Here is a 25,007-nt window from a genome sequence, read left to right on the forward strand (position 1 = left end):
CGGTACGCCCGCCGGCCGGGGTCAGACGTGCGCGGGCCGGTAGGCGGCCAGCCAGTCGTTGAGCGTGACCGCGCGTTCGAGCGCGATCCGGTCCCGCTGAAGGCTGGAGTTGCCGACCGGGTGACGCAGGGCGTCGCGCACGGCCTCGGTGTTCAGGTACGGCTGTATCGGTGCCGAGGAGTCCGCGAGGACGTCGCCCAGCTGCTTCCTTATGGCCTCTTCGTAGCTGGCGTTCTGGGTCGCCGGGTACGGGCTCTTGACCCGCTGCACCACCGACTCCGGCAGCGCGTCCGCGACGGCGCCGCGCAACAGGCTCTTCTCCCGTCCGTCATAGGTCTTGTACGACCAGGGCGTGTTGAAGACGTACTCCACCAGCCGGTGGTCGCAGTACGGCACGCGCACCTCGAGGCCGACGGCCATGCTCAGCCGGTCCTTACGGTCGAGCAGGACCCGCACCATGCGGGTGAGGTGCAGGTAGCAGATCTCCCGCATGCGCCGCTCGTACGCCGAGACGCCGGGCAGGTAAGGGACCTCGTCGAGCGCCTCGTGGTACCGCTGTGACTGGTATTTCGCCGCCCGCGCGACCAGGTCCGTGTCGAGCAGGTCGCGGCCGTTGCTGAACGACGTGCCGGCCCACGGGAACGTGTCGGCGTTCACCGCGGCCGGGTCGTGGAACCAGCGGTAGCCGCCGAAGACCTCGTCGGCCGACTCGCCCGACAGCGCGACGGTGGAGTGCCGCCGGATCTCCTCGAACAGCAGGAACAGCGAGGAGTCCATGTCGCCCAGCCCGGGCAGGTCGCGTGCGCGCAGCACCCTGTCCATGACGCGCGACGAGGCGAGCTGGGCGGTGCTCAGGACGACGTCGTTGTGCAGCGAGCCGACGTGCTTGGCGACGTCGTGGACGTAGGGCGTGTCGGAGGTGTCGCGGAGCTCGTCCGGGATGAACCCGCCGGTCTCGTCGACGAAGTCGACCGCGAACGACCGCACGCTCTCCGGTCCCAGTGCCTGGTCGGCCAGCGCGGTCAGCGCGCTGGAGTCGAGGCCGCCGGACAGCAGCGTGCACAGCGGCACGTCGGAGATGAGCTGACGCTCGACGATGTCGTCGAGCAGCTCGCGTACGTGCCGGACGGTCGCCGGGATGTCGTCGGTGTGCTCACGTGCGGTCAGCGACCAGTAGGTGCGGTCGGTGCGCCCCTCGCGGGAGACGCGTACGGTGTGGCCGGGTTCGACCTCCCGCATGCCGCTGAAGACGGCGTGACCGGGCGTCTTCACCATGGTCAGCACCTCGCACAGGCCTTCGTCGTCGATCCGGGCCGTGAACATGGGGTTGGCGAGGATCGCCTTGGGCTCCGAGCCGAACAGCACGCCGTGGGGCGTGGGTGCGTAGTAGAGCGGCTTGATGCCCATGCGGTCTCGGGCTAGGAGGAGCTCTTCGGTACGCCGGTCCCAGATCGCGAAGGCGAACATGCCGTTGAGCCGGTCGACGAGGTTCGGGCCCCAGCGCAGGTACGCCTGCAGCACGACCTCGGTGTCGCTACGGGTACGGAAGCGGTGGCCGTGGGCCTCGAGGTCGCGGCGCAGCTCACGGAAGTTGTAGGTCTCGCCGCTGTAGACGATGGTCGCGGGTCCCTCGCTCATGGGCTGCACGCCGCCCGCGACGTCGATGACGGCGAGCCGCCGGTGCCCGAGCGCCACGTGCGGGTCGGTCCAGAGCCCCTCGTCGTCGGGTCCGCGGAAACTCATCGTCCGCGTCATCGCCAGCGCGGCCTCCCGCTCCGCGGTGAGGTCGCGTTCGTAGTCCACCCAGCCGGTTATGCCACACACAGACTCGTCCCCCTCGTGCGCTGAAGTCAGGTCCAAGACCCCTTGACCCTTGACCCCTGGTCGACCTTTGTTCAGGACATCCGTCCCGGTCGCCGACGGGCGGCCGGGACGGCGGGAAGGTCACAGACCCGCGAACAGCTTTTCCAGCGCGGGCAACGCGGCCTCGATCGAGGCACGCTCGGCGTCGTCGAGCGTCGCCATGCGGCCCGCGAGAAAGCTGATCCGCTGCTCACGACCCCGGAGGAGGCGTTCTCTGCCAACGGAGGTGAGTTCGGCGGTGACCACTCTCGCGTCTTCGGTGTCACGTCCACGCGTGACGAGCCCGTCGCGGGCGAGGCGGCCGATCTGACGTGTCATCGTCGGCAGCCGGACACCATGCTCGGCGGCGAGATCGGACATCCGGCGCGAGCCGCCCTCCAGCGAGCCCATCACGAACATCTGCTGTGTCGTGATGGACTGGGTGGCACTCGCGCGACGGAGCATGAGCACGATGTCGCGGATCTGCCGGTTGAATCGCTCGGCGAGCACGCGGGGATCGGACATGACCTTTCCTCATTCCAAGCTAGCAGAGCCCCCTTTAGCTGGGCTAACTACGGAGTGTGGGGTTCACCACACGCTCCGTCCAGTGCGGCTCGCCGGAACCACCAGGCCGGGTTTCCGCACCTGCCACTCGCGCCCGGCCACGCCGCTCCCGGCCAGGGAGTGTCCGGCGGACGGCGTCCTCGGCGGGCGGTGCGCGGTAGGACGGCGGGACTCGGGGACAGGCCTTAGGCTGCGCGCATGGCGCTGGAGACCTCACCGGAGTCGCCGACCCCGGTCCGTACCGTTCTGCAGCTCGTCGGCGGCTGGGTCGCCAAGCTCGGCCGGATCTGGGTCGAGGGCCAGATCACCGAGCTGAACCGCCGTGCGGGCACGGTGTACTTCACCCTGCGCGACCCCGTGGCGAACGTCTCCGTACGCGTCGTGTGCCCGCGTGCCGTGTGCGACGCCGGCGGCCCCGCGGTGATCGACGGCGCACGCGTCGTCGTGCACGCCAAGCCCGACTTCTACATCAACCGCGGCTCGTTCGCTCTTTCGGCGTTCGAGATCAGGCCGGTCGGCGTCGGTGAGCTGCTGGCGAGGCTGGAGCGCCTCAAGCAGCTCCTCGCCTCCGAGGGCGTGTTCAACGTCGAGCGCAAGCGGCCGCTGCCCTTCCTGCCCGGCACCATCGGGCTGATCTGCGGCCGTGACTCCGCCGCCGAACGCGACGTGCTGGACAACGCGCGCCGCCGCTGGCCCGCCGTGCGCTTCAAGGTCGAGAACACCGCCGTACAGGGGACCTACGCGGCGGGTGAGGTCATCGACGCACTCGCCCGGCTCGACGCCGACCGCGACGTCGAGGTGATCATCATCGCCCGCGGCGGCGGATCGCTGGAGGACCTGCTGGCCTTCTCCGACGAGGCCCTCGTACGCGCGGTCGCGGCGGCACGTACGCCGGTGGTCTCCGCGATCGGGCACGAGCAGGACACGCCGCTGCTCGACTACGTCGCCGACGTACGCGCCTCCACGCCCACCGACGCCGCGAAGAAGACCGTTCCCGACGTACGCGAGCAGCTCACCCTGGTCCGCCAGCTCCGCGATCGCGGACGGCGGTGCCTGTCCGGGCGGGTGGAGCGCGAGGTGCAGTGGCTGACGGGGATCCGGTCGCGGCCCGCCCTGGCCGATCCCGTACGCGAGGTCGAACGCCAGGCCGAGGCGATCGGCACGCTGCGCGACCGGGCCCGGCGTTGCCTCTCCTCGGCCCTGGACCGGGCCTCAGACGATCTCTCGCACACGCGCGGGCGCCTGGTGGCGCTCTCCCCCGCCGCGACCCTCGAACGCGGCTACGCGGTCGTCCAGCGCCCTGACGAGTCCGTCGTGGCCTCCGCCGTCGAGGTCAAGAAGGACGACGAGCTCCTGGTCCGCTTCCACGACGGCCGGATCACGGTACGCGCGGACACGATCTGAGGGCGCCCTACCAGGGAAGGGACGGCGATCCCTGCATTTTGGCGAATCGCCATAAACCCCCCGCCCCATCCGGCCGTCCGGATAGGGTCTTGCGGACTCCGTCGACAGTGCGGTCGCCGGAGGCCCCCTCGACACGTATGGCCCGCCGAAGGACTCTCCCGTGACCCAGCCTCCGCAGTACCAGCACCCCCACCAGGGCCCCTACCAGCAGCAGCCGTACCCGCAGGGGGCACCGCAGCAGTACCAGCAGCCCCAGTACCAGCAGCCCGGCCAGTACCAACAGCAGCCGGGCCAGTACCAACAGCAGCCCGGCCCGCAGCAGTACGGCCAGCCGGGGTACGGCCAGCAGTACCAGCAGCCCGGCCAGTACCAGCAGCCGTACCAGGGCGCCCCGCAGGGCTACCAGCAGCCGTACCAGGCGCCCCAGCAGCAGGCCGGCCACCCGCCGCAGGGACAGCCCGCCTATCAGGCGCAGGGACAGCCCGGCTGCCGGATCTGCGGGAGCGGGCCGGCGGCACAGGCGACGTTCCGCGGGGTCGTGGGCGCGGTCCTCATGCACACGATCTGGACGTCGCACGGCCCGTTCTGCCGGGACTGCGGCCTGCACACGTTCCGCAGGCAGACGACCAAGACCCTCGCCGGCGGCTGGTGCAGCATCGGGGCGCTCGTCGCGACCCCGATCTTCCTGCTGATGAACATCGTCGCCCGTGGCAAGGTCGCGAACCTGCCCGCCCCGCAGCCGCGGGCGGACGGCCGCGGACAGGCGCCTCTGGACCCCGGACCTCCGGTGTTCCAGCGTCCCGGAGCGTACGTCTACCCGGCCCTGTTCGGCCTGCTGGTGATCGCCATCATCGTGTCCAACCTCAGCGCTTCCGGCTGAGCGTCGGGTCGGGATGGTCGGTGAAGCCGAGCCTGCGGTAGAGCGACATCCCGTCGGGGCTGGCGTTCAGGTCGACCCTGCGGGCGCCGGCCTCGTCGAACCGGGAGAGAAGCCCCTCCATGATCGCCCGACCGTGGCCACGCCCGCGGCAGGCGGGGTCGGTGACGACGCCGAACACGTGACCGACCCGGCCGCCGGGGTTGTACGGGCCGGGCAGCCGCTGGTCGATGACGCCTATGCCACAGGCGGCCAGCCCCGCGTCCCCGTCGATGACGAGGACCGTCATCGTGCCGGCGCGTAGTTGCCAGGTCAGCTCGGCCGCGCACCGGTCCCGCCACTCGTCGCCGGCCGGTGGCGCGCCCCACACCTCGCCGAGGTCCGTGAACAACAGCGCGCGCAGGCGTACGAGCTCGGGGATGTCGGCTTCGGTGGCATCGCGCACGGGCATGACGGCGATCCTAATGAGCGTGAGCGGGCCCGCCGTACCCGTAGGGTTGGGCACGTGACGGAGGAGAAACCTGAGCTTTCCTACGAGCAGGCGCGCGACGAGCTGACCGACGTCGTACGGCGTCTGGAGGCCGGTGGGCTCACGCTCGAGGACTCGCTCACGCTGTGGCAGCGCGGCGAGAAGCTCGCCGGGATCTGCGAGGAGTGGCTCGAAGGCGCCCGCGCCAGGCTGGCCGCCGCGATGGCCGAACGCACCGAGCCGGGCACCGAGCCCGCCGACGGCGCGCCTTTCTGAGACCGGCCTACGTGGGAGTGGCGGCGGGCGAGGCCTTCGGCTGCTGCCGGAGCGAGCCGGCCAGGACCGCGAGCTCGTCGTAGGACGCCGTGCCGGTGACCACGAGGGTGAGACCGGGCAGCCGGCGGATCAGCGACCGCTGCTTCTTGTCCGGGCGGAACGTGCGGTCCCAGGTGGCACCCGCGATCTGGGACGTGCCGTCCGGATGTCCCTGGCTCGTCATCCGGTCGACGAAGTTGCCGGCGCCCGCGGGTGTCTCGTTGCTCTCCTCCAGCGCCGCGTACTCCTTGTCCGGCGTGTAGAAGCCGAGATGCCAGGAGACCGGGCCGCCCGTGTGGCCGCTCAGCCGGGTGCTGGTGGGGTACCACTGCGCCGGCAGGCCTTCGGGGGCCTGCACCTGGTACGGCGCGATGGCCATGAGGCCGGACAGGTCGCTGTGGAAGTCGACGCGTGGGATGGCGCCCTCGTTGCGCCGCGGCGTGATCAGGATCACGAGCCCGACCACGACGAGGCAGGACAGCATCGCCATGCTGAAGCCGAAGAGTCCCGACTTGAGCCGCCGGTAGAGCGAGGCGGAGACCACGATCGGCTCCTCCGGCGCCCTGGTGCCCGTGACGGTGGTACCCGCTTCGTGCTCGCTCAGCGTTTCGTCGCCGGCGGCCGGGGCCTGCTCATGGCCTTCGCTCACGCGTGCTCTCCATGCGCGAGATGATGGTCAGCACGTCGTCGGCGAGCTTTCGCGAGGCCGCCTCGTCCTCGGACAGCGACACCTCCGAGACGGCGCCGGACATCGCACCGGTCAGCACGACCACGAGCGCCTCGTCCACCACGCCGTCGCCGCCGTCGCCGCCGGTGTGGAAGAGCGCCGCGTTACGCCGCGCCCACTTGCGCAGGCGGTCTCGCAGGGCGCGGTCGAATCCGGGCGGGCCGTCGCCGGACAGGAACAGCCGGGACAGGTCGGGCTCGGCGATGCATCCGTCGAGGTAGGCGCGCGCGCCCTCGATGAACAGCCGCATCGTGTCGGTCTCGCCCCGGTCGCGTGCCAGGTGGACGGCCTCACGGGTCCGCTCCTGCTGGCGGATCTGGAACTCTTCGAAGAGCGTGAGGTAAAGATCGGCCTTGCCGCTGAAGTGGTGGTAGAGGCTGCCGACGCTGGCGCCGGCCTTGGCCACGATGTCGGTGACCGCCGCCTGAGCGAACCCCGACACCGAGAAGACTTCGCGCGCGGCGGCGAGCAGGGCGCCCCGTGTGGCGGCGCCCCGGTCGGAGGTGCGCTGGAGGTGTTCGATGCTCAAGTACGCGCTCCTCGTCGTGCCGGAGGCGCACACGGCACCTGCCGCTCGGACAGCCCGCCGGCAACGGCCGGGCAGTCGGCTCGCCCACCGGGTGGCCGCTCGATATCGCTGCTCATTACGGCCCTAGATTACGCCCTGTCGGCTGTGAATTTACGTTCCACGCCTCCGTCGGCATCCGAAGCTGGAGATCACCTCTGAGTATCGTGCGTCACGGCCGTCCGTGACCCGAACCTCAAAGTGGCGCTTCTCGCAGGCAATGTTCCCTACAAAACGGGCATGTCTGCAGTGCCGTACCAACGCGAGCGCGTCCGCCTCAGCCGCGGGCGTGACGCGCGAACACGCTATCGACATTCCGAGGAGGGAGCGGCGTACCTCCGGCTCCACCGCCGGGCCGGCGCGCCGCGTATCCGATGACCGAAGAGACCACCCCGGCGTCCCCGCTGGTGACAGAGGCGGACGCCCCGGACCGAAACCTCGCGCTCGAGCTCGTACGGGTGACCGAGGCCGCGGCGATGGCCGCGGCCCGATGGGTGGGCCGCGGCGACAAGAACGGGGCCGACGGCGCCGCGGTGAACGCCATGCGCCAGCTCATCAACACGGTGTCGATGAACGGCGTCGTCGTGATCGGTGAGGGCGAGAAGGACAAGGCTCCGATGCTGTTCAACGGCGAGGAGGTCGGGGACGGTCAGGGCGCCGACTGCGACGTCGCCGTCGACCCGATCGACGGCACGCGGCTCGCCGCCCTCGGCATGAGCAACGCGATCGCCGTGATCGCGGTGAGCCCGCGCGGCACGATGTACGACCCGTCGGCGGTCTTCTACATGGAGAAGCTGGCCACCGGGCCCGAGGCGGCCGATGTGGTCAACATCGACGCGCCGGTCGCGGACAACATCCGCGCGGTGGCGCGGGCCAAGGGTTCCTCCCCCGAAGACGTCACGGTCGTCATTCTCGACCGGCCACGGCACGAGCGGATCGTCAAGGAGGTCCGCGAGGCCGGGGCGCGGATCAAGTTCATCACCGACGGCGACGTGGCCGGCGCGATCATGGCCGCCCGCGAGAACACCGGCATCGACCTGATGCTCGGCATCGGCGGCACCCCGGAGGGGATCATCGCGGCCTGCGCGATCAAGTCCCTCGGCGGCATGCTGCAGGGACGGCTGTGGCCCAAGGACGACGCCGAGCGGCAGAAGGCGCTCGACGCCGGGCACGACCTGACGCGGGTGCTGACCACCGATGACCTGGTGACCTCCGACGACGTGTTCTTCGCCGCGACCGGCATCACCGACGGCGAGCTGGTCGGCGGGGTGCGTTACAACCACGGCATCGCGTTCACCAACTCCCTGGTGATGCGCTCCCGCAGCGGCACGATCCGCCGGATCGACAGCGAGCACCGGCTCGCCAAGCTCCGCGCCTACTCGGCCATCAACTACTTCGACAGCGCCGGCTGAGCAGGCCGGACGGCGGGTGAGGCCGCCGCCTCACCCGCCGGAACGGGCGGTTACTTGACCCCGCCCGCGGTGAGACCGCCGACGAGGTAGCGCTCGATGCACACGAACAGGATCACGACCGGCACGATCGCGATCAGCGAGGTCGCGAAGAGGTACTGCCAGTGCGCCTGGTAGGACGTGACGAAGCCCGGGATGGCGACGGTCAGCGGCTGGCGGTTGGGCGACGAGGTGATCGTCAGGGCGACGACGTACTCGTTCCACGCCCCGATGAACGTGTAGATCACCGCGGTCACCAGGCCCGGCAGGGACAGCGGCAGTGTCACCCGGGTCAGTGCCGTGACCTTGCCCGCGCCGTCGAGGTAGGCGGCCTCCTCGAGCTCCTTCGGGATGCTGGAGAAGTACCCGTGCAGGATCCACACGCAGAACGGCAGGTTGAAGGCGGCGTTGACCAGGATCAGCGCGAGCAGCGTGTCGGTCAGGTTGAGCGCCACCATCTCCCGGTAGATGCCGATCACCAGGGCGGTGGGCGCGAACATCTGGGTGACGAGCACCAGTAGCAGGAACGCACCGCGCCCGCGGAACCGGTTGCGCGCCGTGTAGTACGCCGCGGGCAGCGCCACCAGCAGCGCGATCAACGTGGCCACGCCGGCCACGATGAGCGAGACCTGCATGTTCTGCCAGATCGGCGCTGCTTTCCACACGTCGACGAAGTTGGTGAAGTCCCAGTGCTTGGGCAGGAACGTCGTCGGCGACGCGGTCAGCTCTCGGTCGGGCTTGAGCGCCGTGAGCGCCATCTCCAGGTACGGCGCGATGAAGATGAACGCGACCAGGTAGCCGACCCCGGCCAGGATCGCGACTCTGGCGCGGCCCGCCGACCCGGGCTTGCCCCGGTTGACCGAGCCCGGCCGGCCTCCCGGCTTGCCCCGGCCGGCCTGGCGCGACTTGATCTGGGTGCTCATGACTTTGTCTCCCCGCGCCAGCCGACGGCCCGCAGGTAGAGCAGGACCAGGATGAGGATCAGCGCGAAGTTCACGACCGCCATCGCGGCGGACTCTCCGACGTCGCCGGACCCGGTGAAGGCGAGCTTGTACATGAAGGTCGTGCTGGTGTCGGTCTTACTCCCCGGCCCGCCCCCGGTCATCGCGTAAATGATCGGGAAGGAGTTGAAGACGTTGATCACGTTGATGATCGCCGCGACCAGCAGGGACGGCCGCAGCAGCGGCAGCGTGATCTGGAAGTAGGTACGCGCGCGCCCGGCGCCGTCGACCCGTGCGGCCTCGTAGACGTCTTCCGGGATGGTCTGGAGCCCGGCCAGGATGACGAAGGAGGTGAACGGCAGCGAGACGAAGACGGCCACCCACATCATCCAGATCAGCGCCTGGGTGGGGTTCGAGAGCCAGTTCACGGGGTGGTCGATCAGGCCCACGCCCTGGAGGACCTTGTTGACCACGCCGTAGTAGTAGTTGAGCATCCACTTCCACGTCAGCGCGGTCATCAGCACCGACGCGGCCCAGGGCACGATCACCGCCCAGCGCACCACGCGCCGACCGGGGAACCTGGCGTTGAGCAGCTGCCCGAGCGCGAGTGAGATCACGACCGTGACGAGGACGACGCCGACCACCCAGACCACGGTGCGCAGCAGCACGGCGACGAGGTCCGTCTCGTCGAACAGGTCACGGTAGTTGCCGGTCCCGCGGGTGCCGATCGTCGCGCCCGACGAGCTGATCCTCAGTATCGACGTCCGGACCATCTCGAAGACCGGCCACAGGACCACGGCCACGATCAGGATGACCGCGGGCCCGATCCACGGCAGCGGTGCGAGCGCCCGGCCGAATCGGCGGAGGGCGCTCTTCGACGACGGCGCCGGGGCCTTGGCCCCGGCGCCGCGCGCCTCAATGGTGTTGTGCACGAGCCGTCCGTCAGCCGTTCTTCTGCGCGGTCTGCTGGAGCTCGCTCAGGACGCTCTTCGGGTCCTTCGCCGTGATGGCCGTGCCGATCTTCTCCTTGACCGTGTTCGCCAGCGGACCCCAGGCGGCGTTGCCCGTGGGGTAGAACTTCGCGGACGGGAGGGCGTCGACGAACGGCTTGTCGTAGGGCACCGCGCTGGAGATCACGGCGCCGGCCGACTTGGTCACCGGAAGGAAGCCCTCTTCCTTCTGGAAGTTGGCGACGTTGTTGGTCTGGTAGAAGAAGTTCAGGAACTTCGAGACCGCGTCCTTCTTCTTACCGCCGTCGTTCTTGAAGGCCACCAGGAAGTCCTGCACGCCGAGCGTGCTGGGCGCGGCTCCGGTCTTGGTGGGCAGCGGCGCGATGCCGTACGGCAGCTTGGCGTTGACCTTGTTGATGAACCCGGCCGGCATGAAGACCGCGCCGTTGAGCATCCCGACCTTGCCCTGCGCGAACTCGTTGAAGACGTCCTTGCGGTCGGTCGTCTCCGGGTTCGGCTGCGTGAGGCCGGACTTGGTCAGGTCCTTGAGGTAGTTGACCGTGTCCACGTTGGCCTGGCTGTCGATCGCCCAGTTGCCGGACGGGTCGACGTAGCCGCCACCGTTGTTCATGGCCCACATGAAGAACTCGGCCTGGGACTCCTCGGCGCCGAGCGGCAGGCCCAGCGGGAAGATGCCCTTGTCCTTGTCCTTGATCTTCTGGGCGTCGGCCTTGACGTCGTCCCAGGTCTTGGGCGGCGCGTCGATGCCGGCCTTCTTGAAGACGTCCTTGTTGTAGAAGAACAACCGGACGCTGGACAGCAGCGGCATGCCGTACTGCGTGCCCTTGTACTTGTCGCCGTCCACGAAGGACGGGAGGATGTCGCCCGACGACTGCGAGGACAGCACGTCCGAGGTCGGGAAGAGCAGGCCGTCCCGTGCGAAGTCGGCGAACGCGTTGTAGTTCAGGATGTCGGGCGTCTGCTTGGTCTGGACGTAGGTCTTGACCTTGGCGTCCATCTGGGTCCAGTCGACCATCTCCAGGTTGACCTTGTAGCCCTTGTTCTGCGCCTCGAACGTCTTGATGAGGCTGTCCCAGAGGCTCTTGGTCTTGTCGTCGTAGATCGCGGCGACGAACCTGATGGTCTTGCTGTCACCACCACCGCCGGAGGAACTTCCCTTGCTGCATCCGGCCAAGCCGAGGGTCACCGTGAGACCCGCGGCGATAACGCCGATGAGATGCCGTTTCACCTGTCCCCGCCTTCTTTGCTGAGGCTTCGGGGCGCGCGGGTGCGCGCGACGTCCCCGGTCGTTGTCTGATTCGGGTTTGCCAAACCCCCGGCCCGGCGCCCGGCTCATCACCCTCCGGGCGGCCGCTTGGCGTGGCACAGCTGTGGGCGGCTTGCGCCGCCCGCCTCCTTTCACAAGGCATGAAAGGTTGTGCACGATTCGCCTGCTCAACGAGCAGAATCGCGCATGGCACTGAACGATAGGAGCTGGTCCGTACCAGTTCAAGGGGATGCGCAGCGAGGAGTCTTAACTGTTATTGAATCCCCTGCGTGACCTGCTGCTCCGTTTTCGTGATCACGGGGCCGGCCACGTCAGCCGGTACCCCCGCGACGCAGACGGGGCCGCCGCCGCCGTCTGGGAGTGCGCGCACCGACCGAACCCAGGACGACCGTCCCGCGCACCTCGATGACGGGCGCCTCACGGCTCTCGGGCTGCCGCATGCGCAGGGCCTGCGAGCCGGCGATGGACCGGCCGGTGAACTCCACGCGTACGCCCTCGGGGACGACCAGCCGGATCCGGCCGCCGAGCACGGCGGCGTTCACGACCACGTGCCTGCGCTGCAGCAGCGCCTCGCGCAGGTCGATCTCGAGAGTGCCGAAGACCGCCGAGACCGGGAACCTCGCGGGCACGACCCAGCGCCCGTCGCGCCGTACGGTCCCGAACAGGGCGTGGAGCGGGCCGGGATCCAGGCGGATGGGCTGCTCCTCGGCGGGCAGCAGGTCGCCGGTCAGTCCGGCGAGATCACCGAGCGTGCGGGCGGCGTACGCACGCTCGACCCTCTCGCCGTGCTCGTCGAGGGTAATGCGGCCGTCGCCGTGCGCGTCTCGGAGCAGCCGGACGACGTTCTCGCGATCCGTGTCGGAGGCGCGCAGCTCATGCGGCGAGGGATGATCCCGGCCGGGCTTCCACGGAAGGTCCACGCCACGACGATATTCGTTGGCGCTCTGTCGTAGGCCATACCTACGGTGAACCACATGGCCATCCTGCTGCGTGACGTCGTCAAACGGTATTCCGACTCCGACGGCACTTCGATCGCGGCGGTGGACGGGCTGACGCTGGAGGTGCCCGACGGCGTCTGCCTGGGGCTGCTCGGGCCGAACGGCGCGGGCAAGTCCACCACGATGCGCCTGCTCACCGCCCAGTCCCGCGCCGACGAGGGCACGATCAATGTTCTCGGCCACGACGTCCCGGCCCAGGCCAAGCAGGCACGCGCCCTCATGGGCGTGGTCCCGCAGATCGACAACCTCGACGAGGAGCTGACCGTACGCCAGAACCTCGAGGTCTTCGCGCGTCTCTACCGCGTGCCACGCGCCGGGCTGCGCGCGGCCGTGGATCGCGCGCTGGAGATCGCTCACCTGACCGGGCGTGCGGAGGCACGCGCGGTCAACCTGTCGGGCGGCATGCGGCGCCGGTTGCTGGTCGCACGGGGGCTCGTGCACTCCCCGCGCCTCGTGCTCCTCGACGAGCCGACGGTCGGGCTGGACCCGCAGGTCCGCGCCGATCTGTGGGGGCTGATCGCCGGGCTGCGCGCAGCCGGGGTGACGGTGCTGATGTCGACGCACTACATCGAGGAGGCCGAGCGCCTCGCCGACACGTGCGCCCTGATGTCGCACGGCAGGGTGATCGCGGACGGCACTCCCGCCGAGCTGATCGCCGACCACGCGGGTGACCGCGTCGAGGAGCACGAGGGCACCCCCGAGCGGCTGGCCGAGGTCGAGGGTCTGGCGAGGACGGCGGGCCTGCCCACCCGGCGCACCGGGCCGACCGTGTCGGTGCTGCGGGCCGAGCGGATCCCCCCGTCGCTGGCGGACACGCTCGCCGGCGGCGCGAACAACGGCCACCGGATCGTACGGCGGGCCGCCAACCTCGAGGACGTCTTCGTCGTACTGACCGGAGAGACCGTTGACTGACCACCTGAGAGCCTTCGAATGGGCCCCGGTACGCGGGGTCTGGCGACGCGAGCTGGCTCTGTACAGCCGTTACTGGCCGTCGTCCTCGTTCGCGGCCCTGATCGAGCCGACGATCTTCCTGCTGGCGTTCGGCTTCGGCTTCGGCGCGCTGGTGGGACACGTCGCCGGCTACCGCTACCTCGACTTCGTCGGCACCGGCGTGGTGGCCACGGCGACGCTGTTCACCTCCGCCTTTCCCGGCATGTTCAACACCTATATCCGGCGCACCTACCAGCATTCCTACGACGCGATGCTCGCCGCGCCCGTCGACGTGCACGAGGTGGTGGCCGGCGAGGCGTCGTGGATCGCGGTGAAGAGCGGGATCTACTCCTGCGCGCCGATCCTGGTGGCGCTGGCGTTCGGGCTGCGCCCCGGGCCCGGTGTGGTGGTCGTACCGGTCTTCACGATGCTCACGGCCAGCGGGTTCGCGCTGTTCGGCATCTGGGCCTCCACGATCGTCCCGTCCATCAACAGCTTCGACTACGTCATCAGCGGGGTGCTCACACCGCTGTTCCTCGTCGCGGGCACGTTCTTTCCGGTCGGCGGGCTGCCGGGCTGGGCACAGACGGTCGCCTACTTCAATCCGCTCTACCACTGCGTGGAGCTCGTCCGGCATGCCGTGTTCGGCTTCCGGCCACTCACCGACCTCACCCACACCGGAGCCCTCGTCCTGTTCTCGGGCCTGATGTGGGCACTCGCCGTACGCGGCATGCGCCGCCGCCTCATCGACTGACCGTCCGGACAAGGGATCACGGCTGTATATTGACCGGCGCCGACCAGGTCTCTACGCTGACGCGAACCTCTTTCATGTTTCCGGAGGACGCCGTGGCGGCAGAGATCGATCAACGGACGCGGCGTGGCCGTCGGTCGGCGTACGCGGCGTTCGGCGTGCAGGGACTCTCCTTCGCCGCTCTGGTGACACGGATCCCGGAGATCCAGAAGGCGCACAACCTCAGCGACACCACTCTCGCCCTCGTCCTGCTGGCCGTTCCCGTGGTCGCCGGCGTCGGCAGTGTCCTGGCCGGGAGCCTGATGCCGAGGTACGGCAGTGGTCCCGTGCTGCGGATCGCCCAGCCGTTCGTGCTGCTGTCGATCATCGCCATCGGCCTTGCCCCGGATGACCTGGCCCTGTACGCGACCACGGCGCTGTTCGGCCTGTTCGTCGGGGCGGTGGACGCGTCGATGAACGCCCAGGCGGTCACCGCCGAGACCCTTTACGGCAAGAGCCTGCTGACCGGCTTCCACGCCGTCTGGAGCGCCGCCGGCATCGTCGCGGGCCTGTGGATCGCGCTGGCCAACCGGGTCGACATGAGCCTGAGTGCGGGCTTCGCGATCCCGGCGGCACTGGGCCTGGCCGTCTCCCTGTGGACCGGGCGGCTGCTGTACGCGCGGGAGCTGGAGACCACCGCGCCGAGCGGCGAGCAGCTGCGGGCGGCGGCCAAACGCGTGCCCTGGAAGCCGATCGTCATCATCGGCGTGGCCGTCACCTGCATGTACATCGCGGACTCGGCCACCTCCAGCTACAGCGCCAAGTATCTGAAGGACGACCTGAACGCCTCCGGCACGGTCGCGCCGCTGGCGTACGTCGTCTACCAGGTCGCGATGATGCTCAGCCGTACCGGCGCCGACTTCGTCGTGCGGGCCTACGGGGCGGCACGCGTCGTGGCGGCCGGTGCGGTCGTGGGCGGCCTCGGGCTGGCGATCGCCGCTGCGGCTCCCGGCCCGGCCGTGGCCATCGCCGGGTTCGCGCTGGCGGGCCTGGGCCTGGCGGTGGTGGTGCCGACGTCGTTCTCGGCGGCCGGACGGCTCGACCCGACCGGCCTCGGCATCGCCGTGGCCAGGGTCAACGTCTTCAACTACTTCGGCTTCGTCCTCGGAGCGGTCGTCGCGGGCGCCGCCGCGTCACAGCTGTGGATCGCGTACGCGGTGGGTGCCGTGCTGACGCTCGTGATCCTCGCATCGGCGAAGGGCTTTCAACCCGCCCCCGTCGCCGGGGCGAACCCGGACACCCCGGTCGCCCAGCGTCCCGTGGCCTGATCGGCCGGGGAAGCCGCGGCGAGCGAGCCCGGGAGCGGGCGGCCCGGCGGGCTCAGCGGCGTGAGCCCTCCTCTTCTTCGACGATGCGCTCCATGGCCTTCTCCCCCGCGCGCTCGGCCTCTTCGGGAGACAGCTCGGCCAGCGCGATGCGCAGGGCCACCTCGGCGGCGTCGGCCGCCGCCCTGGCGGTGATCGTATGGGTGTGGGCGCGTTCGATCTCACCGAGCCCGATGCAGTCGAAGGCGACTTGAGTATCGTGTGCGGCCAGCTCGAGTTGGCGCGCTGCTTCGTCCAGACTCATCACATTCCTCCAGTGTCGTCGCCCTATTACCCGCGATCATCCGACCCACACTCACCGGGACGTGCCGCCGGTCACACAGGGTCAGGGATACCGGGAGCGTAGTCGATGAGCTACTCCCCGGCGGCGTGGATGCCGGACCGGGCCCTCGCTCCGGCCACGGACATACTGGTCACCATGACGGCGTTGAGCGATGAAGAGAAGGCGATCGTCGAGGTCGTGGCCGAGTTCGTGGACCGGGAGGTCCGGCCGGCCGCGCGCGAACTGGAGCACGCGAACGCCTACCCCGGGAAACTCATCGAGCGGATGAAGGAGCTCGGCGTCTTCGGGCTCACCGTCCCGGAGCCGTACGGCGAGGTGAGCGTCTCCAAACGCTGTTACGCGCTCGTCACGGAGGAACTGGCGCGCGGCTGGATGAGCCTGGCCGGGGCGATGGGTGGCCACTCCGTCGTCGCGTACCTGATCGCGACGTTCGGCACCGAGGCGCAGAAGGAGCGCTATCTCCCCCGGATGGCCACCGGCGAGCTGCGGGCGGCGATGGCCCTGACCGAGCCCGCCGGCGGCTCGGACCTGCAGGCGATCACGACGACGGCCCGGCGCGAGGGCGACCACTACGTGGTCGACGGCGCCAAGATGTGGATCACCAATGCCCGGCGCGCCGGGCTGATCGCGCTGCTGTGCAAGACCGACCCGCAGGCCAGCCCCCGTCACCGGGGCATCAGCGTCCTTCTCGTGGAGCCGGGTCCTGGCCTGACCGTCTCGCGCGACCTGTCCAAGCTCGGCTACAAGGGCGTCGAGACCTGCGAGATCGTCTTCGACGGCCACGAGGCACCGGGATCCGCGGCCTTGGGCGAGGAGGAGGGGCGCGGGTTCGCGCAGATGATGCGCGGCCTGGAGGTGGGCCGGATCCAGGTGGCCGCGCGGGCGCTCGGCGTGGGCCGGGCGGCGCTGGAGGACTCGCTGCGCTACGCCCAGGAGCGCGAGGCGTTCGGCCGGCCGATCTGGCAGCACCAGTCGATCGGCAACTACCTGGCCGACATGGCCACCCGCCTGCGCGCGGCCCGGCTGCTCACACTCGACGCCGCGGACCTGCTGGACGCGGGCGAGCGGTGCGACATGGAGGCCGGCATGGCCAAGCTGTACGCCTCGGAGGCGGCCATGGACATCGCCCTGAACGCGGTCCGCATCCACGGCGCGTCCGGCTACTCCACGGAGTTCGACGTGGAGCGCTACTTCCGCGACGCGCCCCTGATGATCGTCGGCGAGGGCACCAACGAGATCCAGCGCAACGTCATCGTCCGCCAGCTGATCGGCCGCCACCCTCTGCGCTGACCGGTGCTCCGAGCGGCGTCGATCGCCCTCGGTCATCGTCGCGATCCTGTCGGCGGTGGGCCGAGAACGAGGAGCGCGCCCGGCCGCTCAGGACGCACGGCGGTGGTGTCGCCGTACGGCGAGAGCGTGGGCGTCGGTGAGGAGGGAGCGGGCCGGGCCGGCGGTCGCCGGACCGGGGTTGACGATCCACCCACGCCTGAGCCGCGTAGACGGGGTGCGGGATCAGCGTGTCGATGGCGGTGTGGTCGGCGTTCTCGGAGTGGGCGGGTGGGTGGCCCTTGTTGAGACTTCGAGGCCAAAACCCGCGGAGTTCGGCGGATAACCTTCAACTCGTGGATGGAGCGGGAGGCAAAGGCCTTCGTGCCATCTGGCGCGTCTGGCGGGCATCTCGACCCAGCAGGTCCGCAACTACGAGGATGCCGGGGTCCTGCCTCCGGTGCCGCGCACCGCCGGCGGCTATCGCCGGTTCGCCGACAGCCATCGCCGCGCTGCTGACGTACCGGGCCCTGGCGAAGGGCTGTGGACCGCGCGAGGCGCGGGCGATCATGCATGCGGTCCACGCCGGTGACCTGCCCGGCGCGCTCGCGCTCCTGGACGCCGCCCACGCGGCGCTGCACGAGCGGCGACGCTCCCTCGACGCACGGGCAGCCGTGACGCTCTCCGCGCCGCCATCGCCGGGCAGCACTCGCGCCTGACCCTGCGGGCGGCCGCGCTGCTCGAAGCCGCCGGCCACTTGCACGGCTACCTGAACCTCAGCGACGGCCGATCGTGAGGAGCGGGCCCGTGGTGTCGGCGAAGAAGTCGTTGCCCTTGTCGTCGACGACGATGAAGGCCGGGAAGTCCTCGACCTCGATCTTCCAGACCGCCTCCATGCCGAGCTCGGCGTACTCCAGCACGTCGACCTTCTTGATGCAGTCCTGGGCGAGCCGCGCGGCGGGGCCGCCGATCGAGCCGAGGTAGAACCCGCCATGCGCCTCGCAGGCGTCGGTGACCTGCTGGCTGCGGTTGCCCTTGGCCAGCATCACGAACGACCCGCCGGCGGCCTGGAACTGCTCGACGTAGGAGTCCATCCGCCCGGCCGTCGTCGGGCCGAAGGAGCCGCTCGCGTAACCCTCGGGCGTCTTGGCCGGGCCCGCGTAGTAGACGGCGTGGTCGCGAAGGTAGGACGGCATCGGCTCGCCCGCGTCGAGGCGTTCTTTGATCTTGGCGTGCGCGATGTCGCGGGCGACGACGAGCGGGCCCGTCAGCGACAGCCGCGTCTTGACCGGATACCGGCTCAGCTCGGCCCGGATCTCGTCCATCGGCCGGTTGAGGTCGACGCGTACGACATCGCCCTCCAGGTCGTCCTCGGTGGTCTCGGGCAGGTACCGCGCGGGGTCGGGCTCCAGCTGCTCGAGGAACACGCCGTCCCGGGTGATCTTCGCCAGGGCCTGCCGGTCGGCGCTGCACGACACCGCGATCGCCACCGGGCAGGACGCGCCGTGCCGGGGCAGCCGGACCACGCGTACGTCATGGCAGAAGTACTTGCCGCCGAACTGCGCGCCGATGCCGAGCTGCTGGGTGAGCTCGAAGACCTCCTGCTCCAGGTCGAGGTCGCGGAAGCCGTGCCCGGCCGGGCCGCCCGTGGACGGCAGGGTGTCCAGGTAGTGCGCCGAGGCGTACTTGGCGGTCTTGAGGGCGAACTCCGCGCTGGTGCCGCCGACCACGATGGCCAGGTGGTACGGCGGGCAGGCCGCGGTGCCCAGCGACCGGATCTTCTCCTCCAGGAAGCTCAGCATCCGCTTGGGGTTCAGTACGGCCTTGGTCTCCTGGTACAGGAAGGACTTGTTGGCGCTGCCGCCGCCCTTGGCCATGAACAGGAACTTGTACGCGTCGCCCTGCGCCGCGTACAGCTCGATCTGGGCGGGCAGGTTGCTGCCGGTGTTCTTCTCCTCCCACATGGTCAGCGGAGCCAGCTGGGAGTAACGCAGGTTGAGCCGCGTGTAGGCGTCGTAGACGCCACGGGCGATGTGGCGCTCGTCGTCCCCGTCGGTGAGGACGTGCTGGCCGCGCTTGCCCATCACGATCGCCGTGCCGGTGTCCTGGCACATGGGGAGTACGCCGGCCGCCGCGATGTTGGCGTTCTTGAGCAGGTCGAGGGCGACGAACCGGTCGTTCGGCGAGGACTCGGGGTCGTCCAGGATCCGGCGCAGCTGGGCGAGGTGCGCCGGGCGCAGCAGGTGGGAGATGTCGTGGATCGCCGTCTCGGTGAGGAGCCGCAGGACCTCGGGCTCCACCTGGAGGAAAGTGCGGTCCCCCGCGCCGAACTCGGTGATCCCGTCACTGGTGAGCAGGCGGTAGTCGGTTTCGTCGGGGCCCTGGGGCAGCAGCTCGGTGAAGGCGAATTCGGGCATGGCGTCCTCGCTGACGGCACGGTGTGAGTCGAGCACCAGGGTAGAGCGGCGAAACCTCAGGCCGTACAGAGCCCGGGTCGTGTTCCGGCCTCTGTACGGGTATGACGGCTAGGGGGAGAACATGCCGTTTACGTCAAATGCGCTGGTCAGCGGGATCTTTGGGAATGACGCGGCGATATACGTGGTCATGATCGTGGTCGGTGTGATCCTTGTTACCGGCTTCGTCGTGGGCTGGATCGTGATGGTGCGCCGCGGCAGCAACCGCGAGTGGCCGATCCGCTGACCTCGTGAGACCGAGCACGACGCCGAGCCCGACGAGCAGGGCTCCGGCGAGTTCTCCCATGCCCGGGGTTCGCAGGCCGAGCACCATGGTGGTGACGACCGCGCTGACCGGGATCAACCCGGCGAACAGCCCCGCGCGGTCCGCACCGATCCGGCCCAGCGCGTCGTACCAGAGGATGAACGCGCCCGCGGTGACGACCAGCGACAGGTAGGCGAACCCGGCGGCCTCGCCCCACGTGGGCGGCCGCACCACGCCCGTGCCGTCGGCGACCAGGCCGGCGGCCAACAGCATCGGCACGGCCGCCGCGGCGGAGTACGCCGAGACCCGTACCGCGCCGAGGCGGGGCAGCAGCGGGATGGCCAGCAGCGAGAAGCACACCTCGCCGGCCAGCGCACCCAGGGCCAGCAGGAGCCCGGTCAGGCCGCCACCGCCCAGCCCGTTGGCCACACCGGCCCCGGCCGTCACCACCGTGGCGGCCGCCACGGTACGCCGCGCCGGGCGCCTGCCGTCCATCAGCGGCGCGGCGATGGCGAGCACGATCGGCACCGAGCCGACCACCGTGCCGATCGTGGCCGGGCTCGTGTAGCGGGTGCCCTCGACGATGCAGACGTTGAACCCGGCCAGCCCGGTGGCGGCCAGCAAGGCGATCAGCGGCCACTGCCAGAGAGGGCCGCGGACGGCCGGCGCCCCCCGGTCACGCAACCATGCGACGAACAGCAGGATCACCGCCGCCACGGCGTAGCGGACGGCCTGCCCGCCGTACACCGGATAGTGGGAGATCGTCGCGGACACGGCGGTGAGTGTGCCGACGACGGTCATCGCGACGGCTGCCTGCGTGTTGCCCTGAATGCTGGTGGTCTGCCCCATGTGCTGAGACGCTAGGGGTCCAATGGCCCTGATACTTGGACCATTGCGGGTCGGCTTGAGAGGACCATTTCGCGATGGACCTGCACCTGAGGCTGGATCGCGCCGCCGGGCGGCTCGCCGCGCAGCTCGCCGGCGGCCTGCGTGACGCCGTACGCGCGGGACGTCTGGCGCCCGGCACGCGGCTGCCCTCGACGCGCGACCTGGCCGGTGATCTCGACGTGTCGCGGGGCGTCGTGGTGACCGCGTACGAGCAGCTCGTCGCCGAGGGGTTCATCGTGTCCCGGCAGGGTGACGGCACCCGCGTCGCACCCGTCCCGGCGGTCCGCACGGCGCCGGAGCCCCGCAGCGAGGCGCACCGCCGCGCGCTGCGGCTCGCCGCCGGCACCGATGCGGGACCCGCCGATCCTCCCGGCATCGCCTACGACCTGCGGCCGGGCAAACCGGATCTGGCGTCCTTCCCGCGCGGCCGCTGGACGGCGACGCTCCGCGACGTGCTCCGCGAGCTGCCGCACGCCGAGCTGAACTATCCCGACCCGGCGGGCGTACTCGCGCTACGCACCGAGCTGGCCGGTCACCTGACACGGGTACGCGCCGCGGTGGCCGGGGCGGAGGCGGTCGTGATCACCGCCGGGGTGGCCCAGATGCTGGCGGTGGTGCCGCGGATCCTCATCGAGGAGGGGCACCGGCTGCTCGCGGTCGAGGACCCGCTGGGCCACCACCAGATCCCGATGATCCGGGCCACCGGCATCGAGCTGGCCGGCGTACCGGTCGACGAGGAGGGCATCGACGTCGCCGCGCTGGCCCGTACGGGAGCACGGGCGGTCCTGGTCACACCGGCCCACCAGTTCCCGACCGGGGTCGTGCTCTCGCCACGCCGCCGCTCCGCGCTGATCGAGTGGGCGCGGGACGTCGACGCCCTGATCATCGAGGACGACTACGACGGGGAGTTCCGCTACGACCGCGACCCGGTCGGCTGCCTGCAGGGGCTCGAACCCGAACGGGTGGTGCTGGCCGGTTCGGTGAGCAAGGCGCTGTCGCCGGCGCTGCGGCTCGGGTGGGCGGTCGCGCCGCCCTGGCTCGCGGTACGGCTGCGCGCGGCCCGCGCCCTGCACGACCTCGGCTCGCCCGTCCTCGACCAGCACGTCCTCGCTCGCATGATCGCCAATGGCGACCACTCACAGCACCTGCGGCTGATGCGGCGGCGGTACCGGGACCGGCGCGACGCCTTCGTGGCCGCGCTGGCCGGCCGGCTGCCACAGGTGAAGGTGCACGGCGTGTCCGCGGGCCTGCACGCCTACGCGGAACTTCCGGAGTGGTGCGACGAGGCGAAGGTCGTCGCGGCGGCCGCGGCACGCGGCGTCGCCGTCGAGGGGGTCGCCCCGATGCGCGTACGCGGCCCCGGCCCACCCGCGATCGTCGTCGGCTACGCCCGCCTGCCCGAACACCGCCTCGCCGAGGCCGTCGACCTCCTGGCCGACGCCATCGAGACGACGGCCGGGCCGCCATGAACGGATGCCCGCACGCCCCTTCCTGCCGGCGTGAACGGATCCCCCGTCCGCCGATCGGGCTGGATCTTCCCGCCGGTCGTCACTCGGGAGGAGGTCCTGGACCGCCCTTTCCCTTCCCCTTGCCTTTCTGCTTCGGCTTGACCTTGGCGCGGCCGTTCACGGGTGTCGCCCCACCGGGCCTGGCCGCATGCGTGGCCGCCGGGCCGTGCGGGGCCTCGGCGGGGTGGGCGGCGCGGGGGCGGACCGGTGCCTCGCCGTGAGTGGCGGCCTGGTTGCCCGTAGGGGTCGCCGACGATCCGCCGGCGGGCGGGACGCGCGGCGAGCCGTGGTCGGCCGCGGTCGTCGCGATGACCGCGGCGAGCACGGCCGCGGTGGTCAACGCCACCGACGCCGGTACGAGGGTCGCCCAGCGCCGTCGACGGCCCGCGGGCAGCTCCTTCGTCCCCGAACGGCCGCCGGGAGGCGTGGAGCCGAGGAGCCCGAGCAACTCGTCGGCCGCCGGTCGCTCGGCCGGGTCCTTGGCGAGCGCCGCGGCCACGGGTCCGCGGAGAGCATCGTCCAGCCCGTCCAGGTCCGGGGGCGCGTACATGATCCTCTGCGCGAGCTCGTCGACGTCTCCCGAGCCGAACGGGTTGCGGCCGGTCCCGGCGTACGCGACGAGACAGCCCCAGCCGAAGACGTCCGACGCGGGAATGGCGGGACGGCGGTGGAGGCGTTCGGGCGCGATCCAGCCGGGGCTGCCCACCACCATGCCGGGACCGGTCGGGCCGCCGGACGCGTCGACCGTCTGGGCGATGCCGAAGTCGATGACGCGCGGGCCGGTGAGGGTCAGCAGGATGTTGGCCGGTTTGAGGTCACGGTGGACCAGCCCGGCCCGGTGGATGGCGGTCAGCGCGCGCCCCACCCCGGCCGCGAGTGCCCGGAGCTGCTCGGGTTCGAGCGGCCCGCCCGTCCGCACGATCTGCTCCAGCGAGCGTCCCTCGATGTACTCGGTGACGAGGTAGGGCCGGAGGCGGTCCGCGCCGTCGACCAGTAGCCGTGCCGTGCAGGCGGCGGGGACCCGCCGTACCGCCGCGGCCTCAGCCTCGAAGCGGCGGCGCAGCTCGTCGTCGCCGGTCATGGCACCGTATGCGGCCTTGACCGCCACTGGTCCGCCCAGCGGGTCACGGCCCAGATAGACGACGCCCATGCCGCCCGTTCCGAGCCTGCCGACGAGCCGGTAGCCGCCGATCTCGTGCGGATCGTCCGGATCGAGATGTCGTACGCCGGAAGGCAGCACTCCGTCCTCGCCGTCCGCCGACGTCGAAGATGTCCTCATAAGGCCTCTTTCGACTCTGGTTTCGGCTGCCTTCCCAGCATTCGATCCTGCAATCCGGATATCCCCCATGCAAGTGAACGGCAAAGATCGAGATACCGGAGTTAACGTCTCCCAGGTATCTTGCGCATCGTGGCCGATTCGCGGGATCGCTTGCTCGCCGGTCGCTATCGGCTCATCGAGCAGATCGGCCGGGGCGGCATGGGAACGGTCTGGTGGGCCCATGACGAGGTGGAGGACCGCGAGGTCGCGGTCAAGGAAGTGCACCTTCCTCCCAGCCTCGACCACCGCGAACGCATGAACCTCCTCCGGCGTACCGACCGCGAGGCCCTCGCCGCCGGCCGGCTGCGCCATCCAGGACTTATCTCCATATACGACATGGTGATCGAGGAGTCCCGCCCCTACTTGATCATGGAATACGTCGCGGCGCGTTCGCTGGAGGACGTGTTCGTCGACGACGGTCCCATCTCCCCGCGGCGGGTGGCCGAAATCGGTGTGCAGCTGCTGGCCGCGCTCAGCGCCGCGCACGACGCCGGGATCGTCCACCGCGACGTCAAGCCGAGCAACGTCCTGCTCGAGACCTCCGGCCGCGTCGTCCTCACCGACTTCGGGATCGCGACCTACGACGGCGCGACCACGCTGACCCAGACGGGCTCGTTCATGGGCTCCCCCGCGTACGTGGCGCCCGAGGTGGCGCGCGGCGAACCCGCGTCGCCCTCCTCGGACCTCTGGTCGCTCGGCGCGACGCTGTACGCCGCGGTGGAGGGCCGTCCCCCGTACGACCACGAGACCGCGATGGCCACGCTCAGCGCGCTGGTGACCAGCGAGCCCGACCCTCCGCTGCGCGCGGGCCCGCTGCGTCCCGTGCTCGAGGGCCTGCTGACCAAGGAGCCGGCCCGCCGGCTGGGCGCCGGCCACGCCGCCGAACTCCTCGCGCTGGCCGCCACACCGCCCGTGCCGCCCCGGCAGCCGCAGCGGACACGCCGGGGGCTCGCCGAACGCGCCGGGGTCGTGCCGGTCGTCACCGTCGGCGTGCTGGCCCTCGCCGTAGGCGCGGGCGTCCTGGCCGGGGTCAAGGGCAGACCCGCTCTGTACTCCGGTGATCCCGCCCCCTCGGGCAGCCCTGCCGCGCCCCCCAGCGGCACGCCCTCGGCGACACCGCGCGGGGACGGCGGCCCGCTGCCCGCGACCATCGGCGGCGAGGCCGGCGCCCCGTCCGTGACACGGCTGGCCAGGGGCGGCGCCAGCTGGCCCGCCACCTCGACGCTCACGCTGAGGCTCGACGAGGACGCGCGGGACGGCGCCGAGAGGGTCTCGGTCGTCGTGACATGCCCCTCGGGCCCGCGCCGGCTGTCCTTCACCGCGTACGCCGTGGGTGACCCCCGGTCCCTGGTGCGCGGCACGTGCGCCGCGACCGGCGCCGACGCCCCGATGACGCGTTCGCTCCGGCTGCCCGCCGGCGGCTCTCCCGCGCGGATCCGCGTACGCGTCCGGCCCGGCCCTGACGCGCGGAGCGGACCCGTCGCCTGGTACGCGGGCGTGTACGGCGCCGCCTAGGCCACCGCCACCCCGGCTCCGGGGCGATCTTGCCGGCACCTACAGTCGAAGGTGTCCGCGCACGAGCTTTCATCATTC

General features: G+C 70.7%; 25 protein-coding genes and 1 pseudogene. 12 read left to right on the forward strand and 14 right to left on the reverse strand.

Annotation, left to right across the window (positions count from 1 at the left end; genetic code table 11):
- Positions 1-21: 21 nt before the first annotated feature.
- Together asnB and FB559_RS06265 are read right to left on the reverse strand one after the other, a co-directional pair.
- Entirely contained in the window at positions 22-1,824 is a 1,803-nt protein-coding gene (gene asnB / locus FB559_RS06260) for an asparagine synthase (glutamine-hydrolyzing) (RefSeq protein ID WP_141954239.1), read from the reverse strand.
- A 120-nt stretch (positions 1,825-1,944) separates the two neighbouring features.
- Positions 1,945-2,367 carry a MarR family winged helix-turn-helix transcriptional regulator gene (locus FB559_RS06265; protein ID WP_141954240.1) on the reverse strand — a complete coding sequence of 141 codons (423 nt, stop codon included), beginning with the start codon at positions 2,365-2,367 and terminating at the stop codon, positions 1,945-1,947.
- Between the two features lie 237 nt (positions 2,368-2,604).
- Between FB559_RS06265 and xseA the strand changes: the two genes are divergently transcribed.
- Complete coding sequence (xseA, locus tag FB559_RS06270) at positions 2,605-3,810, forward strand: exodeoxyribonuclease VII large subunit (protein WP_141954241.1); 1,206 nt, start codon at positions 2,605-2,607, stop codon at positions 3,808-3,810.
- A gap of 160 nt (positions 3,811-3,970) precedes the next feature.
- Positions 3,971-4,690, forward strand: coding sequence for a hypothetical protein (locus tag FB559_RS06275; protein WP_141954242.1), 720 nt, complete (start codon positions 3,971-3,973; stop codon positions 4,688-4,690).
- On the opposite strand, the gene FB559_RS06280 is transcribed toward FB559_RS06275, so the two are convergent.
- A complete protein-coding gene (locus tag FB559_RS06280) occupies positions 4,674-5,138 on the reverse strand; it encodes a GNAT family N-acetyltransferase (protein WP_141954243.1) in 465 nt (154 codons plus the stop codon). The two genes, FB559_RS06275 and FB559_RS06280, sit on opposite strands and share 17 nt — an antisense overlap.
- Before the next feature lie 54 nt (positions 5,139-5,192).
- Here FB559_RS06280 and FB559_RS06285 point away from each other — a divergent pair, with 54 nt between their 5' ends.
- Complete coding sequence (locus FB559_RS06285) at positions 5,193-5,432, forward strand: exodeoxyribonuclease VII small subunit (RefSeq protein ID WP_141954244.1); 240 nt, start codon at positions 5,193-5,195, stop codon at positions 5,430-5,432.
- A 7-nt stretch (positions 5,433-5,439) separates the two neighbouring features.
- Here FB559_RS06285 and FB559_RS06290 read toward each other — a convergent pair whose 3' ends face one another.
- The gene (locus tag FB559_RS06290; protein ID WP_141954246.1) at positions 5,440-6,120 is read right to left on the reverse strand and encodes a DUF4245 domain-containing protein; all 681 of its coding nucleotides are present in this window, start codon (positions 6,118-6,120) and stop codon (positions 5,440-5,442) included.
- Entirely contained in the window at positions 6,104-6,727 is a 624-nt protein-coding gene (locus FB559_RS06295) for a TetR/AcrR family transcriptional regulator (protein ID WP_141954248.1), read from the reverse strand. Before FB559_RS06295 ends, FB559_RS06290 begins: the two co-directional genes overlap by 17 nt.
- A gap of 410 nt (positions 6,728-7,137) precedes the next feature.
- Between FB559_RS06295 and glpX the strand changes: the two genes are divergently transcribed.
- Entirely contained in the window at positions 7,138-8,175 is a 1,038-nt protein-coding gene (gene glpX, locus FB559_RS06300; RefSeq protein ID WP_141954250.1) for a class II fructose-bisphosphatase, read from the forward strand.
- Between the two features lie 50 nt (positions 8,176-8,225).
- Here glpX and FB559_RS06305 read toward each other — a convergent pair whose 3' ends face one another.
- The 4 genes from FB559_RS06305 to FB559_RS06320 form a co-directional block, all read right to left on the reverse strand.
- Complete coding sequence (locus tag FB559_RS06305; RefSeq protein ID WP_141954252.1) at positions 8,226-9,134, reverse strand: carbohydrate ABC transporter permease; 909 nt, start codon at positions 9,132-9,134, stop codon at positions 8,226-8,228.
- On the reverse strand, positions 9,131-10,084 hold the full coding sequence (locus FB559_RS06310; RefSeq protein WP_246121382.1) for a carbohydrate ABC transporter permease: 954 nt from the start codon (positions 10,082-10,084) through the stop codon (positions 9,131-9,133). The genes FB559_RS06305 and FB559_RS06310 overlap by 4 nt, the downstream gene beginning before the upstream one ends.
- Positions 10,085-10,094: 10 nt before the next feature.
- A complete protein-coding gene (locus tag FB559_RS06315; RefSeq protein WP_246121383.1) occupies positions 10,095-11,351 on the reverse strand; it encodes an extracellular solute-binding protein in 1,257 nt (418 codons plus the stop codon).
- A 350-nt stretch (positions 11,352-11,701) separates the two neighbouring features.
- Entirely contained in the window at positions 11,702-12,310 is a 609-nt protein-coding gene (locus FB559_RS06320) for a DUF1707 SHOCT-like domain-containing protein (RefSeq protein ID WP_141954256.1), read from the reverse strand.
- A gap of 54 nt (positions 12,311-12,364) precedes the next feature.
- Between FB559_RS06320 and FB559_RS06325 the strand changes: the two genes are divergently transcribed.
- From FB559_RS06325 to FB559_RS06335, 3 genes are all read left to right on the forward strand, one after another.
- The gene (locus FB559_RS06325; protein ID WP_141954258.1) at positions 12,365-13,300 is read left to right on the forward strand and encodes an ABC transporter ATP-binding protein; all 936 of its coding nucleotides are present in this window, start codon (positions 12,365-12,367) and stop codon (positions 13,298-13,300) included.
- Positions 13,293-14,072: an ABC transporter permease gene (locus FB559_RS06330; protein WP_141954260.1), complete on the forward strand. Its 780-nt coding sequence runs from the start codon at positions 13,293-13,295 to the stop codon at positions 14,070-14,072. The genes FB559_RS06325 and FB559_RS06330 overlap by 8 nt, the downstream gene beginning before the upstream one ends.
- Positions 14,073-14,164: 92 nt before the next feature.
- Entirely contained in the window at positions 14,165-15,376 is a 1,212-nt protein-coding gene (locus FB559_RS06335; protein ID WP_246121384.1) for an MFS transporter, read from the forward strand.
- A gap of 52 nt (positions 15,377-15,428) precedes the next feature.
- On the opposite strand, the gene FB559_RS06340 is transcribed toward FB559_RS06335, so the two are convergent.
- Positions 15,429-15,677, reverse strand: a complete 249-nt coding sequence (locus FB559_RS06340; RefSeq protein ID WP_141954264.1) for a hypothetical protein — start codon at positions 15,675-15,677, stop codon at positions 15,429-15,431.
- A 174-nt stretch (positions 15,678-15,851) separates the two neighbouring features.
- Here FB559_RS06340 and FB559_RS06345 point away from each other — a divergent pair, with 174 nt between their 5' ends.
- Positions 15,852-17,006: an acyl-CoA dehydrogenase family protein gene (locus FB559_RS06345; RefSeq protein ID WP_185792574.1), complete on the forward strand. Its 1,155-nt coding sequence runs from the start codon at positions 15,852-15,854 to the stop codon at positions 17,004-17,006.
- Here FB559_RS06345 and FB559_RS46425 read toward each other — a convergent pair.
- A pseudogene (locus tag FB559_RS46425) lies at positions 16,966-17,271 on the reverse strand (hypothetical protein); the annotation flags it as partial. The gene FB559_RS06345 and the pseudogene FB559_RS46425 sit on opposite strands and share 41 nt — an antisense overlap.
- Positions 17,272-17,391: 120 nt before the next feature.
- Here FB559_RS46425 and FB559_RS45270 point away from each other — a divergent pair.
- The gene (locus FB559_RS45270; protein ID WP_246122400.1) at positions 17,392-17,574 is read left to right on the forward strand and encodes a MerR family DNA-binding transcriptional regulator; all 183 of its coding nucleotides are present in this window, start codon (positions 17,392-17,394) and stop codon (positions 17,572-17,574) included.
- Entirely contained in the window at positions 17,552-17,701 is a 150-nt protein-coding gene (locus tag FB559_RS45275; protein WP_246121385.1) for a hypothetical protein, read from the forward strand. The genes FB559_RS45270 and FB559_RS45275 overlap by 23 nt, the downstream gene beginning before the upstream one ends.
- Positions 17,702-17,758: 57 nt before the next feature.
- On the opposite strand, the gene FB559_RS06355 is transcribed toward FB559_RS45275, so the two are convergent.
- Both FB559_RS06355 and FB559_RS06360 read right to left on the reverse strand, forming a co-directional pair.
- Positions 17,759-19,399, reverse strand: a complete 1,641-nt coding sequence (locus FB559_RS06355; RefSeq protein ID WP_141954266.1) for a fumarate hydratase — start codon at positions 19,397-19,399, stop codon at positions 17,759-17,761.
- A gap of 133 nt (positions 19,400-19,532) precedes the next feature.
- Positions 19,533-20,549: a DMT family transporter gene (locus FB559_RS06360; protein ID WP_141954268.1), complete on the reverse strand. Its 1,017-nt coding sequence runs from the start codon at positions 20,547-20,549 to the stop codon at positions 19,533-19,535.
- A 74-nt stretch (positions 20,550-20,623) separates the two neighbouring features.
- Between FB559_RS06360 and pdxR the strand changes: the two genes are divergently transcribed.
- The gene (pdxR, locus tag FB559_RS06365) at positions 20,624-22,057 is read left to right on the forward strand and encodes a MocR-like pyridoxine biosynthesis transcription factor PdxR (RefSeq protein WP_141954270.1); all 1,434 of its coding nucleotides are present in this window, start codon (positions 20,624-20,626) and stop codon (positions 22,055-22,057) included.
- Positions 22,058-22,136: 79 nt separating this feature from the next.
- Here pdxR and FB559_RS06370 read toward each other — a convergent pair whose 3' ends face one another.
- Entirely contained in the window at positions 22,137-23,375 is a 1,239-nt protein-coding gene (locus FB559_RS06370) for a serine/threonine-protein kinase (RefSeq protein ID WP_185792062.1), read from the reverse strand.
- A 129-nt stretch (positions 23,376-23,504) separates the two neighbouring features.
- On the opposite strand from FB559_RS06370, the gene FB559_RS44515 reads away from it, so the two are divergent.
- Positions 23,505-24,929, forward strand: coding sequence for a serine/threonine-protein kinase (locus FB559_RS44515; protein ID WP_246121386.1), 1,425 nt, complete (start codon positions 23,505-23,507; stop codon positions 24,927-24,929).
- The last annotated feature ends 78 nt before the right edge of the window (positions 24,930-25,007 follow it).

This window comes from Actinoallomurus bryophytorum, assembly GCF_006716425.1.
Lineage (GTDB): Bacteria > Actinomycetota > Actinomycetes > Streptosporangiales > Streptosporangiaceae > Actinoallomurus > Actinoallomurus bryophytorum.

Coding starts and splice junctions, on each gene's coding strand:
- FB559_RS06265 (WP_141954240.1), bottom strand. CDS start 2,367: ATGTCCGATCCCCGCGTGCTCGCCGAGCGATTCAACCGGCAGATCCGC.
- xseA (WP_141954241.1), top strand. CDS start 2,605: ATGGCGCTGGAGACCTCACCGGAGTCGCCGACCCCGGTCCGTACCGTT.
- FB559_RS06280 (WP_141954243.1), bottom strand. CDS start 5,138: ATGCCCGTGCGCGATGCCACCGAAGCCGACATCCCCGAGCTCGTACGC.
- glpX (WP_141954250.1), top strand. CDS start 7,138: ATGACCGAAGAGACCACCCCGGCGTCCCCGCTGGTGACAGAGGCGGAC.
- FB559_RS06305 (WP_141954252.1), bottom strand. CDS start 9,134: ATGAGCACCCAGATCAAGTCGCGCCAGGCCGGCCGGGGCAAGCCGGGA.
- FB559_RS06325 (WP_141954258.1), top strand. CDS start 12,365: ATGGCCATCCTGCTGCGTGACGTCGTCAAACGGTATTCCGACTCCGAC.
- FB559_RS06340 (WP_141954264.1), bottom strand. CDS start 15,677: ATGAGTCTGGACGAAGCAGCGCGCCAACTCGAGCTGGCCGCACACGAT.
- FB559_RS06345 (WP_185792574.1), top strand. CDS start 15,852: ATGACGGCGTTGAGCGATGAAGAGAAGGCGATCGTCGAGGTCGTGGCC.
- FB559_RS45275 (WP_246121385.1), top strand. CDS start 17,552: ATGCATGCGGTCCACGCCGGTGACCTGCCCGGCGCGCTCGCGCTCCTG.
- FB559_RS06355 (WP_141954266.1), bottom strand. CDS start 19,399: ATGCCCGAATTCGCCTTCACCGAGCTGCTGCCCCAGGGCCCCGACGAA.
- FB559_RS06360 (WP_141954268.1), bottom strand. CDS start 20,549: ATGGGGCAGACCACCAGCATTCAGGGCAACACGCAGGCAGCCGTCGCG.
- pdxR (WP_141954270.1), top strand. CDS start 20,624: ATGGACCTGCACCTGAGGCTGGATCGCGCCGCCGGGCGGCTCGCCGCG.
- FB559_RS06370 (WP_185792062.1), bottom strand. CDS start 23,375: ATGAGGACATCTTCGACGTCGGCGGACGGCGAGGACGGAGTGCTGCCT.